We start from the raw sequence: 15,243 nt of genomic DNA on the forward strand, positions 1-15,243 counted from the left end.
AATTTATTTTGATATGTTATGCATCAATCCTTGCGTAGACAGCATTTTTCTCTATAAACTCACGTCTTGGCGGTACCTCATCGCCCATTAGCATAGAGAATGTAGAATCAGCTTCCACTGCATTGTTAATCGTCACTTGTTTTAGGATTCTGTGTTCCGGGTTTAGGGTTGTTTCCCAAAGCTGTTCCGGGTTCATCTCACCAAGACCTTTGTAACGTTGCACTTCTACACCTTTTCCGTCAGGTGACATTTCCAGAGTAAACTCTTCACGTTCTTTTTCGTTATAAGCATAGACTTTTTTATTTCCTTTTTTCAGGAGATACAAAGGTGGCTGAGCAATGTAAATGTAACCATTCTCAATCATCTCCTTCATATAACGGAAGAAGAATGTCAAAATCAAAGTAGAAATGTGGGAACCATCGATATCAGCATCTGTCATAATCACGATTTTATGATAACGGAGTTTTGCCATATTCAACGCTTTGGAGTCCTCTTCAGTTCCTACGGAAACGCCCAACGCTGTATAGATATTTTTGATTTCCTCGTTATCGTATACCTTGTGAAGCATTGACTTTTCAACATTCAGGATTTTACCTCTCAAGGGAAGAATAGCCTGAAAATGACGGTCACGGCCTTGTTTTGCGGTTCCACCTGCGGAATCTCCCTCCACTAAAAAGAGTTCTGATATCGCAGGATCTTTGGAAGAACAATCCGACAGTTTTCCTGGAAGACCAGATCCGCCCATCGGTGATTTGCGCTGAACCATTTCGCGGGCTTTCTTAGCCGCTTGTCTAGCTTTTGCCGCCAAAACCACTTTTTGCACAATTTGCTTCGCTTCCAAAGGATTTTCTTCTAGGAAGTTGGTTAGCATTTCGCCCACGATTTTATCTACCGCCCCAGAAACTTCGGAGTTACCTAATTTGGTTTTAGTCTGACCTTCAAACTGAGGTTCCATCACCTTTACAGAGATCACAGCCGTTAAACCTTCGCGGAAATCGTCTCCGGTAACTTCTACTTTTTCTTTTGCAGGAAGCCCAAGCTCATCCGCATATCTTTTAAGCGTTCTTGTCAATGCTCTTCTGAAACCTGCAAGGTGTGTTCCACCCTCATGTGTATTGATATTATTAACATAAGAATGCAGATTCTCGTTGAAAGACGTGTTGTAACGCATCGCCACTTCTACCGGAATATCATCGCGCTCGCCTTCCATAAAGATCACATGCTCCATAATAGATTCGCGGTTACCATCGATGAACTCAACAAATTCTTTCAATCCACCTTCGGAATGAAAAGTATCTGTCCTGTAAGTCCCATCTTCCAGCTTTTCTCTTTCATCAGTCAAAGTAATATTGATGCCTTTGTTAAGATAGGCCAACTCCCTCAAGCGGCTCGCTAAAGTATCATAGTTGTAAACCAGCTCGGTAAAAATGGTATCATCCGGCTGAAAAAACTGTTTGGTTCCTCTTTTATCACTGTGGCCAATCTCTTCAACTTCGGTTTGAGCTTTACCTTTGGAATAAACCTGTTGATAAACATTGCCATCTCTATAAACCGTAGTTACCATTTCGTTGGACAATGCATTCACACAGGAAACACCAACACCATGAAGACCACCGGAAACTTTATAGGAATCTTTATCAAACTTACCTCCAGCTCCAATCTTAGTCATTACCACTTCAAGCGCTGACTTTTGCTCCTTCTCGTGAAAATCGACAGGGATACCACGGCCGTTATCGGTCACTTCTACACCATTGCCTTCTTTTATAGAAACGGTAATTGTATCACAATATCCTGCCAAGGCTTCATCAATAGAGTTATCCACGACTTCATAAACCAAATGGTGGAGACCTCTTACCCCAACATCACCAATGTACATCGAAGGGCGCATACGTACGTGCTCCATCCCTTCCAATGCCTGAATACTGCTTGCTGTATATTGTTTTTGACTCATATTTTAGCTATTTGCAATCCGCATAATGCCTCTTGCTTTTATATTTAAATTCTATTAAAAATGCTTACAAATATCGTCAAAATAATCGAAATACGAAAGTCCTATAATTACTCAACAACATCAACTTTTCAACAGGAATGTTCGTAAATCCTGAAGCAAAAAAATCGAGCTGCATAGCTCGATTCCTAATAATTATTATCATTGACATTTAACGTGTTTTAAGAAAATCATCTACTTTTTTTGCACAATCGCGACCTTCCGCAATGGCCCAAACTACCAAGCTTTGCCCTTTTCTAGCGTCACCACAAGAAAAATATTTGGTTTGATTGGTCCTGAATTCTTTATTGTTCCCAATAAGATTTCCTTTCGGATCAAGATGGATATCCAAAGCTTCCACCAAGCCTTTTTGCTCCACATGTGTGTAACCAAGAGCAATAAAAGCATAATCACATTCGATAACAAATTCTGAATTGGGTTTTTCTGTGTAGAGATTCCATTTTCCATCGGCATCTTTGGTCCATTCTGCTTCCACAAGGCGCAAACCGACAAGATTCCCGTTTTCATCCTTCACAAATTCTTTGGAATTGACAGACCATTTCCTTTCACAACCTTCCTCGTGAGAAGATGTTACCTGCAACGTCATCGGCATCGTTGGCCAAGGCATCGTTTCATCACGTTGCGTTGGCTGTATTGGCTTATAATAAATCTGATAAACCACTTCAGCACCTTGACGATTAGAAGTCCCAATACAATCCGAACCGGTATCTCCACCGCCAATGACGACTACTTTTTTCTCTTTGACGTTGAGTTCTTCTTCATTAAAATCAATTCCGCTTACTTTTTTATTATTCTGAACAAGAAAATCCATCGCATAATGAACCCCTTTTGCATCGCGGTTTGGGATCATCAAATCCCTTGGAACCGTACTTCCTAAAGCCAAAACAACTGCATCAAAATTCCGGTTCAATTCTTCAACCGAATAATTGACACCAACATTCACATTAGTTTTAAATTTGACACCTTCCTGCTGCATCCATTGGACGCGGCGTTCCACAATATTTTTATCCAGCTTAAAATCCGGGATACCAAACCTCAGCAAACCGCCAATCTCAGGATCTTTCTCAAAAACCGTTACTTGATGACCAGCCTGATTCAGTTGATAAGCTGCCGCCAAACCGGCAGGCCCAGAACCCACAACAGCGACTTTTTTATCCGTTCTTGATTCAGGAATTCTAGGCTTTGCAAAACCCTGCTCAAAAGCAATTTCGATAATATTTTTTTCAATTTCCTCAATTGCGACCGGAAGGTTATTAATACCCAGAACACAAGCGCCTTCGCAAGGTGCAGGACAAATCCTACCAGTAAATTCAGGAAAATTATTGGTGGACGTTAAAATATCATACGCTTTTTCCCATTGTTTTTTATAAACCGCCTCATTAAATTCTGGGATCACATTACCCAGCGGGCAACCGCTTTGGCAAAACGGAACACCGCAATCCATACATCTTGCAGACTGCTCGTGCAGGAGCTTTTCAGAAGTGGGTTCATAAAATTCCTTATAATTTTGCAGCCTTTCCGAAACCGGAAATTTTGCAGGCAAACTCCTTTCATATATCAAAAAACCATCTGTCTTTCCCATTATTTCATTGCATTTATTTGATTTTCCATTACTCTTTTATATTCACGTGGATAAACTTTGATAAAGTGTTTCAGATTATTCTCAAAATCACTCAAGAGATATTCTGCCAAGTGGCTTCCTGTCATTTCAAAATGCTCCTGAATCAAGGCAAAAACCAGATTTTTATCCTTATCCGTCAACATTTCCAAATCTGCCATATCCGGGTTAAAATTTTTATCCAAATTTCTATCAACATCCCACACATAGGCAATTCCACCACTCATTCCGGCTCCAAAATTCCTTCCAACTTCACCCAAAATCACAACCGTTCCGCCAGTCATATATTCGCAGCCGTGATCACCAATTCCTTCTACAACAGCCGTTGCGCCAGAATTACGTACACAGAATCTTTCACCTGCCATTCCGTTGATAAAAACCTTACCTGATGTCGCACCGTACAAAGCAACGTTTCCAATAATGCTATTTTCATTGGCTTTAATGACCGCTTCTTCATCAGGAAAAACAGCCAGTTTCGCACCTGATAAACCTTTACCAAAATAATCGTTCGCATCACCTTCCAGAATCATCGTTATTCCTTGATTACAAAAAGCACCAAAACTTTGCCCTGCCGTTCCTTTAAAATTAAATTTCAAAGCATCTTCCTGCATCCCGTCAGAATGGTAAATTTTCGTGAGTTCGTGCGAGAGAATTGTACCAACCGTACGGTCTGTATTTTTAATAGGGAAAGCAGCCTCTACTGTTTCATTATTCTCCAAAGCGAGCTTCGAAGCCTCCAACATTTTCCAAGACAGCGATTCATCCAAACCATTATCCTGATCTTCTGCCTTAACGATTGGCAAATCCGTTTCCATCTTGAAAAGCAGCTGACTCAAATCAATATTCTGATGTTTCCAGAATTTGATTTCTTTTTTCTTTTCCAGACATTGAGATTGACCGACCATTTCATCAATCGTTTTAAAACCAAGACTTGCCATTATTTCCCGAACTTCCATTGCTAAAAAGGTAAAATAACTCACCAAATGCTCCGGTCTCCCTTTAAATTTCTTTCTTAATTCTTCATTCTGCGTCGCAATCCCGACCGGACAAGTATTAAGATGGCATTTTCTCATCAGGATACAACCTTCCACAATCAAGGCAGAAGTCGCAATTCCCCATTCTTCCGCGCCCAACAATGTTGCCATTACCAGATCACGGCCAGTTTTCATTTGCCCATCCACCTGAACTGTCACCCGTTGACGCAATTTATTTTTAATCAAAGTCTGATGTGTTTCCGCCAATCCTAATTCCCAAGGCAATCCCGTATGACGAACCGAACCCAAAGGCGAAGCACCCGTTCCGCCATCATAACCGGAAATCAAAATATGGTCAGCTTTAGCTTTTGCCACACCCGAAGCAATGGTTCCAACGCCGGCTTTCGAAACCAGTTTAACCGAAATCCTCGCATGGCGGTTGGCATTTTTCAAGTCGAAAATTAACTGCGCCAAATCTTCTATAGAATAAATATCGTGATGCGGCGGTGGCGAAATCAAACCAACTCCCGGCGTAGAATGTCGTGTTTTTCCAATCCAAGAATCTACTTTTTCGCCAGACAATTGGCCACCTTCACCCGGTTTTGCACCTTGAGCCATTTTGATTTGAAGCTCTTCTGCTTCCGCCAAATATCTCGCTGTCACTCCAAATCTACCTGAAGCAACTTGCTTGATTGATGAACGCAAGCTGTCGCCGTTTTCATTAATGATATATCGGTTTTCATCTTCGCCTCCTTCTCCGGTATTGCTTTTGGCACCAATTCGGTTCATTGCGATTGCCAAAGTCGTGTGCGCTTCCCAGGAAATCGAACCAAAAGACATTGCTCCGGTCGCAAAGCGTTTCAGGATATGTTCAATAGGTTCAACTTTTGATAAAGGAATCGATGGACGGTCATTTTTAAACTCCAACAAGCCTCTTAACAAAGACGCATTTTCGGTTTGACGATTAACTGCACGGGAATATTTTTTGAACGTTTCGTAATTGTCATTCCAGGTTGCCTGTTGCAGCAAATGAATGGATTGAGGATTGAACTGATGATATTCGCTGTCTTTTCGCCATTGGTAAATCCCGCCAGAATCCAGAATCCCAAATGCGGAATCTTTTTCAAAAGCCTGATAATGTTTTGCCAAAGCTTCTTTTGCAATTTCATCAAAACCAATCCCGTTAATTCTGGACGTAGCGCCTGTAAAGCAAGTATTGACCAAAGGCTTATTGAGACCGATAATTTCAAAAATCTGCGCCCCGTGATAGGACTGCAAAGTCGAAATCCCCATTTTGGAAAAAATCTTTAACAATCCATCTCCCACAGCTTTTTTATAATTGTATTTAAGTAATTCCAAATCCGTTTCTTCCCCAAACTCACCATCAAAAAACATTTGACGGATACTTGCTAAAGCCAGATAAGGATTAATCGCGGTCGCTCCAAAACCAAGCAAACTCGCAAAATGATGAACTTCCCAAACATCGCCGGCTTCAATCACCAAACCTACTCTCCTTCTTACACCTTTTCTTATCAAATGGTGATGAACAGCCGAGCAGGCCAACAAAGAAGGAATAGACGCGTGTTGGGAATCCAATGAACGGTCAGACAAAATAATCACCTCAAAACCATCCTCCACCGCATCCATCGCATAACGGCAAATCCTGTCCAAAGCTTTTTTCAAACTACCTTCTTTCTCGTCGGATTTAAAATAAGTATAAATCGTTTTTGACTGGAATTTCCCCGTGTCAACACTTCTGAGTTTTTCTAATTGTTCATTATTAAGAATCGGATGTTCTAACTTGATGGAATGGGCGAAGTTTTTATCATCTTCCAGAAGATTCCCATTTCCGCCAATAATTGTCGTTAATGACATCACCAATTTCTCCCGAATCGGGTCGATTGGTGGATTTGTAACCTGCGCAAATAATTGCTTGAAATAAGAACTAAAATGCTGCGGCTTCTCACTAAGAACAGCTAAAGGTGCATCGTAACCCATTGAGCCAATCGGTTCTTTGCCGTGAACCGCCATTTCTTTGATGATCTTATCCAAATCTTCTCTGGAATAACCAAAAGCTTTCTGGTATTTGAAAATATCTTCGGACTGAAGTTTATTAAACCTGATTTTTGGTTTTGGCAATTCCTCAAGATGGATATTCATTTTATCAAGCCAATCGCGGTAAGGCTGGGAGGAACATATCTCTTTTTTAAGTTCGTCATCACTTACGATAACGCCTTTTTTCATATCCACCAAGAACATTTTTCCCGGCTGAAGGCGGCCTCTTTTGATGACATTTTTCGGATTGACAGGCAAAGCTCCCGATTCCGATGCCATAATCACCAAATCGTCCGAGGTTACACAATATCGCGAAGGTCGAAGGCCGTTCCTGTCCAAAGTTGCACCAATCATTTCGCCATCCGTGAAAGAAATGGAAGCCGGACCATCCCAAGGTTCCATCATACAGGCGTGGAATTCATAAAAATCTTTTTTGTATTGCTCCATTTGAGTGTTCCCATCCCAAGCTTCGGGAATCAGCATCATCATTGTGTGCGGCAAAGACCGCCCAGAATGATAGAGTAATTCCACCATATTATCGAGATAAGAAGAATCGGACTGATTGGGTTTTGTCAACGGCAAAATCATATCCATCTCCTGAGGTGTAAAGTTGGGGTTTGAGAAGGTTTTCTCAGAAGATTTCAGCCAATTAAGATTGCCGCCAATTGTATTAATTTCGCCATTATGCGCCAAAAAACGGAATGGCTGCGCCAGACTCCAAGTTGGAGAAGTATTGGTCGCAAAACGGGAATGAATCATCCCAAACGCAGAACGGGTTTTAGGATTCGTTAAATCTTTGAAATAATTACGAATCTGAACAGAACGCAATTGCCCTTTGTAGATCAACTTTTTACAAGAAAAAGAAGCGACATAAAAACCAATCGGGTCATTGCTGGTTACACTTGTAATCTGATGCGAGATATAATTGCGGAAAACAAAGAGTTTCCTTTCAAAATCTTTATCGGTTTCTACATCAAAAGGGCGTTCCACAAAAAGCATTTCCATCACAGGTTCTACACTTTTCGCCAAATCTCCTAAGTCGATATTATTGACGGGAACGGGGCGATAACCCAAAATCTTGAGCCCGAGCTTATCCGCCGACTGCTCGATAATCTCTTTGCATTCTTCTCTTATGAAATTATTCTGAGGAAAAAATAACATTCCCACACCGTAATCACCCGGATCCGGCAAATCGAAACCAAAATTAAGCGCCTCATCATACAACAACTCGTGTGGAATCTGGATTTGCAAACCAGCACCATCGCCCGTATTACTTTCGTATCCTGTAGCGCCACGATACTCCATATTCTCGAGCATTGTAATAGCGTCGCTGATAATTTTGAAACTTTTTATACCTTTTATATTAGCCACGAAACCAACACCGCAGGAATCGAACTCAAATTCGGGACTGTATAATCCTTCATTTTCAACTTCATTACCAATACTCATTTTGTTAAATATTTAATACTATTAACAATTATATGAATTTATATCATTAAAAACAATATTTAATTATTAATAATTTGTTAATAAAGATTTTTTAATGTTATTTAGATAAGTTTAAAATAACGAATAAATATTAAAAAATAAGCTACAACGCCAAAATAGAAAGGGTTAATTTTAATGATTTAAATAAATATTAATATTAAACAACAAAATAAAAGGGGTCTGATTTCAAAAATGCATTTTTTAACAAATAATGAAATTTAAAATCACCAGATATTACAATAAAAAAAATCCTGAAAAATAATTTCAGGATTTGATTATATGTTTTGATTGATGATTAAATCAATTTCATTAATAAGACATCATCAATTTTTTCAACTTTTACCAAGTTGTTTTTGGTTAATGTTTTAGACGCCTTGTCCCATTTTTTTCCGGAAAGCTGGGAACGAGTTTTCACTTCGTTCAGTTCTATTGGTTCTTCTTGGGAACTGAGGATTTCAACGATTAATTTTTCATCTTCTCCCAACTCCACTTTTGGTACTGATTTTTCCGGTCTCATTTGCGGGAAGAACAACACTTCCTGAATGGACGGATTGTTGGTCAAAAACATAATCAACCTGTCCATCCCTATTCCTAAGCCAGACGTTGGAGGCATCCCGTATTCTAACGCCCGCAAGAAATCTTCATCAATAAATCCTGTTGCTTCATCATCACCTTTTTCCGACAACAATAACTGATGTTCGAAACGCTGTCTTTGGTCGATGGGGTCATTCAATTCTGAATAGGCATTGGCGATTTCTTTTCCGCAAACCATCAATTCAAAACGCTCCGTCAAACCTTCCTGGCTTCTGTGTTTTTTGGTCAAAGGCGACATTTCCACAGGATAGTCGGTAATAAAAGTTGGATGAATGAAGTTGCCTTCACATTTTTCACCAAAAATCTCATCGATTAATTTCCCTTTGCCCATCGTTTCATTCACTTCAATTCCGATTGATTTTGCAAAGTCGAATAACTCTTGTTCGGATTTTCCCGTAATATCAAAACCTGTAAATTTTTGAATTGCTTCTGTCATAGAAACCCTTGGATAAGGCGCTTTCCAGCTGATTTTATGTTCCCCGAAAGTTGATTCCGCAGATCCATTTACCGAAGTGGCACAGAACTCCAACAATTTCTCGGTGAAATCCATCATCCAATTGTAATCTTTGTAAGCCACATAGATTTCCATCGCGGTGAATTCCGGGTTATGTGTCCTGTCCATCCCTTCATTTCTGAAGTTTTTTGAGAACTCGTAAACACCGTCAAAACCACCAACAATCAGTCTTTTGAGATATAATTCATTGGCGATCCTCATATACAAAGGAATATCCAAAGCGTTGTGATGCGTGATGAAAGGCCTAGCCGCAGCTCCACCAGGAATTGCCTGCAAAATTGGCGTTTCCACTTCAAAATACCCTGCATCATTGAAGAAAGTCCTCATTGCATTGAACAGTTTTGTTCTTTTTACAAAGATTTCTTTCACGTGAGGATTCACCACCAAATCTGCGTAACGCTGTCTGTAGCGCAATTCGGGATCTGTAAATCCGTCGAAAACATTACCTTCTGCATCAACTTTTGGAAGCGGCAACGGGCGAAGAGATTTTGTAAGCAACGTAAAATTCTTTACCATTACGGTCATCTCGCCTACCTGGGTTTTGAACAATTCGCCTTCGATACCGATAATGTCACCAATATCCAAAAGGTGTTTGTAAACCTCATTGTATAAAGTTTTGTCTTCACCAGTACAGATCTCGTCACGGTTAAAATAAACCTGAATTTTCCCTTCGGAATCCTGAAGCTCGGCAAAACTCGCCTTCCCCTGAATCCTTCTGGACATCAGCCTACCGGCAATCAACACCTTCTTGCCTTCCTCAAAATCCTGTTTTATAGATTGGGTAGAATCTGTGATTTTGTACTCAGCAGCGGGGAATGCATCGATTCCCAGATCGGTCAGTTTTTGTAGTTTTTCGCGACGGATGATTTCCTGTTCTGATAATGACATTTTAATTCAATTTTTTTCGACTTGCAAAAATAGCAATTTTTCATCAAAAAAGACAGCCTAAAAAACTGCCTTCTATATTATAAGGAGATGAAAGATACAATATTTACAACTAACTGTTGATACGTCCTAAGACATATCATTAATTTTTCTATTGTTAATGACTTCAATATTATTTTATTATTTCAACGACAAAACATATTGAGCCATAAATTTTGCATTTTCTTTACTAAAACCGTGCGCAGGCATTGGAACATCGCCCCAAACGCCAGAACTTCCCTTGATAATTTTATCTGCCAGCATTTCTACATTTTCCGGTGTATTTTCATATTTGGCAGCCACTTCTTTATATGAAGGCCCGATCATCTTTTCATCCACCTTATGACAACTGAGACAGTCTGCACCTTCTATCAGGGATTTGCCTTCCGCGACAGGATCTGCCACCACAGGAGCAGGTGTCGGAGCAGACGTTTCTGTGGAAGTTTCTGTTCCGCTGTCTGGCTGTTCCTTTTTGGAACACGATAAAGCAAAACCTATCACCAACATAGAAAATACTATTTGTTTCATAATTTACATTTGTTCAAATTTAAAGAAATTAAAATATTTATGCACAGCGGCAAATGAATTTACAATGATTCTAAACACAAAAAAAACCGGAAATATATCCGGTTTTATTCTATTATTAAATAGGAATTACGCATTGTAATGCTCTTTTATTTCCTCCAAAACCTGTTCCTCGGTTTGTTGAGATGCTGTTCCCAAGGTGATATTAAGGTTTTTGTACTGTGGTGTATCCAAAAGGTAATTCCTCAACTCTTCCTGAGATGTGCCGGGACCTGTGATGTAGAGCTCCACACTATTGGTAATCAATTTTTCGATCTCTTTATAGAACTTTACTTTATTAGTCTGCTCTACGTTATTGGCGGCATTTTCATTGGAATTCCCTTGCTGAACATCGGCTTTTACAATCTCCCGAACAGCAAAATCTGTAACTTCTTGAGCATTGTGATTGGTGATTACGATGGCTTTTCTGCCGTCAATCCATAATCCGGCTACTTTTTTATCTTTCATAATTTTTGATTTGAAAGATGAGTTTCAAGGATTGTGCAAAAGACCTGTTAAGAGACGTTAAATATTAATGATGATAAACATCCTGATACTTAACACCGGCTTCAATTTTTACAGGCAAACGGTTTTCTTCGGGGACAATTGGACAATTATAATCAAAAGCGTTGTAAGCACAATAAGGCTGATAAGACTGGTTGAAATCTATAACAATCGTATCACCTTGCGGGATTTTCAGATCCAGATATTTTCCTCCGCCATAAGTTTCTTTACCATTGGTCTCATCCCGAAAAGGCAGAAAAAGATAATCTTTGTATTTGTCAAGTTTCATCAAATCCAAACTCTGGTAAATAGCCAATGTATAATGTTTGCCGCCTAAATCAAAATCAGCTTTCCCATATTCTTGATAATGTTTGACTTTGCCGGATGACGTTGGCATCTCAAAAGGTTGTGGATTTTCGGTTTTAACAAAATGGGCAACAACCCGATATTTCAAGTTGATGGGAAAGAACGGATGCTTTTTAAAATTCTTCAAATTATCGCCCCGCAAAGGTGTTTCCTTCGGATTAAGATATTCTGCATCCAAATTTTTTTGAAAGCTTTTGATGGCCGCAACCTGCTCTTTCCTATTCTGCGCACTTAAAAACACGGAAGACAGCAACAATAAAAATAGTAATTTTCTCATCCCTATAATTTCTATTATTTTAAAAAAGATAGTTGGTTCTCTAAACCTGAGAATCTTCTTCTGTATGTGGAACCTCTTTTTTGACTTTAACCTTTTTAACCAAAAAATACTTGTCAAAAGTGGATTTGAAAACCGGTACTTCGTCATCTTCGCCCATTAAAAAGCCCCAAGACTGGAGACCTTCCACCCTATCAAAGATAATTTTGATAATAGCCAAAACAGGAATAGTGAGAAACATGCCCGCAATACCCCACAGCATCTCGCCGACAATCAAGCCTATAATCACAATCAACGAATTGATTTTGACCTTAGATCCCACAACGCGTGGCATAATGATATTCCCATCTATCGCATGGATAATAACAATGGCAATCGCTACAAACAAAACATGACTTATGCCCGATGTAGCAAATGTAATAAGAGCCCCAATGAGCAGCGCTGTGAATATACCAATGTAAGGCAAAATGTTGAGAACTCCTGTAAGAATAGCCAACATAAAATTGTATTTGATTCCGATAATTGTGTAAGCTATAAACGCTAAAATGGTCACAATAATCATTTGAAGAAAAAGCCCTATCAGGTATTTTTTGGTCATGAATTGAATATTATCAATCACATCAAAAACAGTTTTATGATACGTCTCGGAAAAACTGGCTACCAAAAACTTGAGCAGATGGGTTCTGTAAATGAGAAAAAATAAACTGAAAAGAAAAGTAAAACCTGTAATCATCAACACATATCCTACAGATGCCAGTGTGCGTTCCAATATCGCGGTACCAGTACTAATAGACTTTTTTGCGGTATCACTTAGATATTCCAACTGATCGTGACGCCGCACCCCAAATGTTTTTGAAATCCAACTTTGCAAATCATTGGTAAGCACTACAAACTGTTTCTGGAACTGAGGCCAATCATTGGCCAATTTTGCGACTTCCACAGACATCATATAGATGACGCCCGCAATAACCACCAAGGCTAAAATGCTTGCAAGAATAGATGAAAGCCCACGCGGGAATTTCAGTTTTTGCTCCATAAAACGACAAAGCGGCATTAGCAAAATGGCAATTAGCAAGCCCAAAATCATGGGAACCAAAATCTGCTGTCCAAGGATGGCTAAAAAACCAAGAATGACTATACTGATAAGGATACAGCACAATCTTAAGTAAAATGGGTAAGGTTGATTCATATTTTTTGGTGTTTAGTTTAAGATTAAGCAATATTAATAAAAATCAGACCAATTTTTGCCAGTTATTTGCCAATCAGGAAAACCGCCGGGATTTTATGCAGTTCCGGTTTATCTTGTCGCCAGTCGGATATTTTTTTGGTTTTAATAAACTCCGTGTTGGGATCATTGATATTGGCGGCAATACAAAGTTTGGTATGGGGATTCAGGATTTTTACGAGATCCTCAAACAATTGATTGTTGCGGTAAGGCGTCTCCATAAAGATTTGCGTATAACCTGTTTTGGCAAGATGAGATTCCAACGCCTGGATTTCTCTTTTTTTCTGGTCTTTATCAATAGGAAGATAACCGTTGAAGGTAAACTCCTGCCCATTGAAACCACTTGCTATCAACGCTAAAACAAATGAACTTGGCCCGTTTACAGGAACCACCTGTAGATTATTCTCATGCGCCCATCTTACCATGATATTCCCTGGATCGCCGATACAGGGCAAACCCGCCTCTGAAAGCAAACCGAAGTCCACTCCTTCTTTCATCAACTTCTGAGCATCTTTTAAATCTGCAGTTTCAGAATATTTGTCAAGAACGTAAAGTTTCAGTTCGGGTTGTTTTTTTTCAGGAGCAAAAAACTTAATCACCTTTCTTGCGGTTTTCTCATTCTCCACAAAATAATGATCCACATTCATGATAATATCCTTGATTGCAGGCGCAAAATAATCTATAGGTGAGTTTTCTGAAAGATAAGCCGGAAGTAAATAAAGCATTTAAATAATTTTTGTAAAAATGGATTTGGGATCAAACTAAATCTTCCACTATCTCATTCTAAAAAAAGATAATCCAGATAATTTCCCAAATATGATTACAAATTTAATTCAAAACTTCTTTAAGACGGTCTTTATCCAGTCTTTTTTCCCAGTTAGATACAACAACGGTTGCCACCGCATTTCCTATAACATTGGTAAGCGCGCGGCATTCTGACATAAATTTATCAATCCCCAAGATTAATGTCATTCCGGCAATGGGTACTTCGGGAACAACTGCCAAAGTTGCCGCAAGCGTTATAAAACCTGCCCCGGAAACACCTGCAGCTCCTTTGGAACTGAGCATCGCAACCAAAAGCAGACCCAGCTGGTGCTCCAGCGTTAAATGGATATTGCATGCCTGCGCTATAAATAGCGCTGCCAATGTCATATAAATATTTGTCCCATCTAAGTTAAAAGAATAACCGGTTGGCACTACAAGACCTACAACACCTTTGTCACATCCCGCATTTTCCATCTTTTTCATCAGGCCTGGCAATGCAGGTTCGGACGAGCTGGTGCCTAGAACCAAAAGAATCTCATCTTTTAGATACCGTAAAAATTTAAAAATGTTAAAACCGTTGTACCACGCTACACTTCCCAAAACGAGTATTACAAAAAGCGCCGACGTTATATAAAATGTCCCAACCAGCATAGCCAGGCTTTTAAGAGACTCCAAACCGTACTTACCAATGGTAAAAGCCATCGCACCAAAAGCACCAATCGGCGCCAGCTTCATAAGAATTTCGACAATTTTAAAAATAGGGACGGTTAAGCTGTGCAAAAAGTCATACACCGGATAACTTTTCTCCGAAGTCAGCGCTAGTGCCACACCAAAAAGGATTGCCACCAATAAAACCTGAAGAATATTATCTCCTGACAAAGGACTTAGCAGCGTTTCTGGAATAATATTAAATATAAAATTAACCAACGAATTGTCGTGCGCCGCCTTGACATATTTATCTACCTCGGCGCCATTAAGGCTGGCAGGATCGATGTTAAGGCCTTTTCCTGGCTGGATAAGGTGACTGACAATCAAGCCTATAATAAGAGCCAGCGTAGAAAATGTGAAAAAATAAATGAACGCTTTGCCTGCGATACGCCCAACCTTTTTCAGGTCACTCATCCCGGCGATACCTGTGGAAACGGTAAGAAATATAACCGGCGCAATGATCATTTTCACTAGTTTTATAAAACCATCACCCAAAGGTTTCATCTTTTCACCCAAGGCAGGATTAAAATAACCAAGAGAAACACCAACTACAATAGCCAATAAAACCTGAATGTATAATAACTGATAAAACTTTTTGGGTTTTAAAGGTTTTTGATCAATATCTAAATCCATAAGAAAGCTTGTCTTACAAATTTAAAATT

The 15,243-nt window shown here is 39.5% G+C and carries 10 protein-coding genes; all 10 read right to left on the minus strand.

The genetic code is table 11. The annotated features are described in order from the left end of the window. Positions 1-16: 16 nt before the first annotated feature. Positions 17-1,951 carry a DNA topoisomerase (ATP-hydrolyzing) subunit B gene (gene gyrB / locus AC00Y6_RS00920; RefSeq protein ID WP_474488737.1) on the minus strand — a complete coding sequence of 645 codons (1,935 nt, stop codon included), beginning with the start codon at positions 1,949-1,951 and terminating at the stop codon, positions 17-19. A gap of 208 nt (positions 1,952-2,159) precedes the next feature. After that, entirely contained in the window at positions 2,160-3,590 is a 1,431-nt protein-coding gene (locus AC00Y6_RS00925; protein ID WP_474488738.1) for a glutamate synthase subunit beta, read from the minus strand. Further along, on the minus strand, positions 3,590-8,104 hold the full coding sequence (gene gltB, locus AC00Y6_RS00930) for a glutamate synthase large subunit (RefSeq protein ID WP_474488739.1): 4,515 nt from the start codon (positions 8,102-8,104) through the stop codon (positions 3,590-3,592). The genes AC00Y6_RS00925 and gltB overlap by 1 nt, the downstream gene beginning before the upstream one ends. 334 nt (positions 8,105-8,438) lie before the next feature. Next, positions 8,439-10,139 carry a lysine--tRNA ligase gene (gene lysS, locus AC00Y6_RS00935; protein ID WP_474488740.1) on the minus strand — a complete coding sequence of 567 codons (1,701 nt, stop codon included), beginning with the start codon at positions 10,137-10,139 and terminating at the stop codon, positions 8,439-8,441. Between the two features lie 177 nt (positions 10,140-10,316). Continuing rightward, positions 10,317-10,703, minus strand: coding sequence for a c-type cytochrome (locus tag AC00Y6_RS00940; RefSeq protein WP_474488741.1), 387 nt, complete (start codon positions 10,701-10,703; stop codon positions 10,317-10,319). Positions 10,704-10,829: 126 nt separating this feature from the next. Continuing rightward, entirely contained in the window at positions 10,830-11,207 is a 378-nt protein-coding gene (locus tag AC00Y6_RS00945) for a hypothetical protein (protein WP_474488742.1), read from the minus strand. Between the two features lie 64 nt (positions 11,208-11,271). After that, entirely contained in the window at positions 11,272-11,886 is a 615-nt protein-coding gene (locus AC00Y6_RS00950; protein WP_474488743.1) for a DUF1684 domain-containing protein, read from the minus strand. A gap of 40 nt (positions 11,887-11,926) precedes the next feature. Further along, the gene (locus tag AC00Y6_RS00955) at positions 11,927-13,072 is read right to left on the minus strand and encodes an AI-2E family transporter (protein WP_474488744.1); all 1,146 of its coding nucleotides are present in this window, start codon (positions 13,070-13,072) and stop codon (positions 11,927-11,929) included. A gap of 62 nt (positions 13,073-13,134) precedes the next feature. Beyond that, positions 13,135-13,833, minus strand: coding sequence for an SAM-dependent methyltransferase (locus AC00Y6_RS00960; protein WP_474488745.1), 699 nt, complete (start codon positions 13,831-13,833; stop codon positions 13,135-13,137). Positions 13,834-13,936: 103 nt separating this feature from the next. Further along, positions 13,937-15,214, minus strand: a complete 1,278-nt coding sequence (locus AC00Y6_RS00965) for a dicarboxylate/amino acid:cation symporter (protein WP_474488746.1) — start codon at positions 15,212-15,214, stop codon at positions 13,937-13,939. Between the last annotated feature and the right edge of the window lie 29 nt (positions 15,215-15,243).

Source organism: Epilithonimonas sp., assembly GCF_056329745.1.

What these genes read in the sequence shown, in the direction of transcription:
- gyrB (WP_474488737.1), bottom strand. Translation starts at nt 1,951, where the DNA reads ATGAGTCAAAAACAATATACAGCAAGCAGTATTCAGGCATTGGAAGGG.
- AC00Y6_RS00925 (WP_474488738.1), bottom strand. Translation starts at nt 3,590, where the DNA reads ATGGGAAAGACAGATGGTTTTTTGATATATGAAAGGAGTTTGCCTGCA.
- gltB (WP_474488739.1), bottom strand. Translation starts at nt 8,104, where the DNA reads ATGAGTATTGGTAATGAAGTTGAAAATGAAGGATTATACAGTCCCGAA.
- lysS (WP_474488740.1), bottom strand. Translation starts at nt 10,139, where the DNA reads ATGTCATTATCAGAACAGGAAATCATCCGTCGCGAAAAACTACAAAAA.
- AC00Y6_RS00940 (WP_474488741.1), bottom strand. Translation starts at nt 10,703, where the DNA reads ATGAAACAAATAGTATTTTCTATGTTGGTGATAGGTTTTGCTTTATCG.
- AC00Y6_RS00945 (WP_474488742.1), bottom strand. Translation starts at nt 11,207, where the DNA reads ATGAAAGATAAAAAAGTAGCCGGATTATGGATTGACGGCAGAAAAGCC.
- AC00Y6_RS00950 (WP_474488743.1), bottom strand. Translation starts at nt 11,886, where the DNA reads ATGAGAAAATTACTATTTTTATTGTTGCTGTCTTCCGTGTTTTTAAGT.
- AC00Y6_RS00955 (WP_474488744.1), bottom strand. Translation starts at nt 13,072, where the DNA reads ATGAATCAACCTTACCCATTTTACTTAAGATTGTGCTGTATCCTTATC.
- AC00Y6_RS00960 (WP_474488745.1), bottom strand. Translation starts at nt 13,833, where the DNA reads ATGCTTTATTTACTTCCGGCTTATCTTTCAGAAAACTCACCTATAGAT.
- AC00Y6_RS00965 (WP_474488746.1), bottom strand. Translation starts at nt 15,214, where the DNA reads ATGGATTTAGATATTGATCAAAAACCTTTAAAACCCAAAAAGTTTTAT.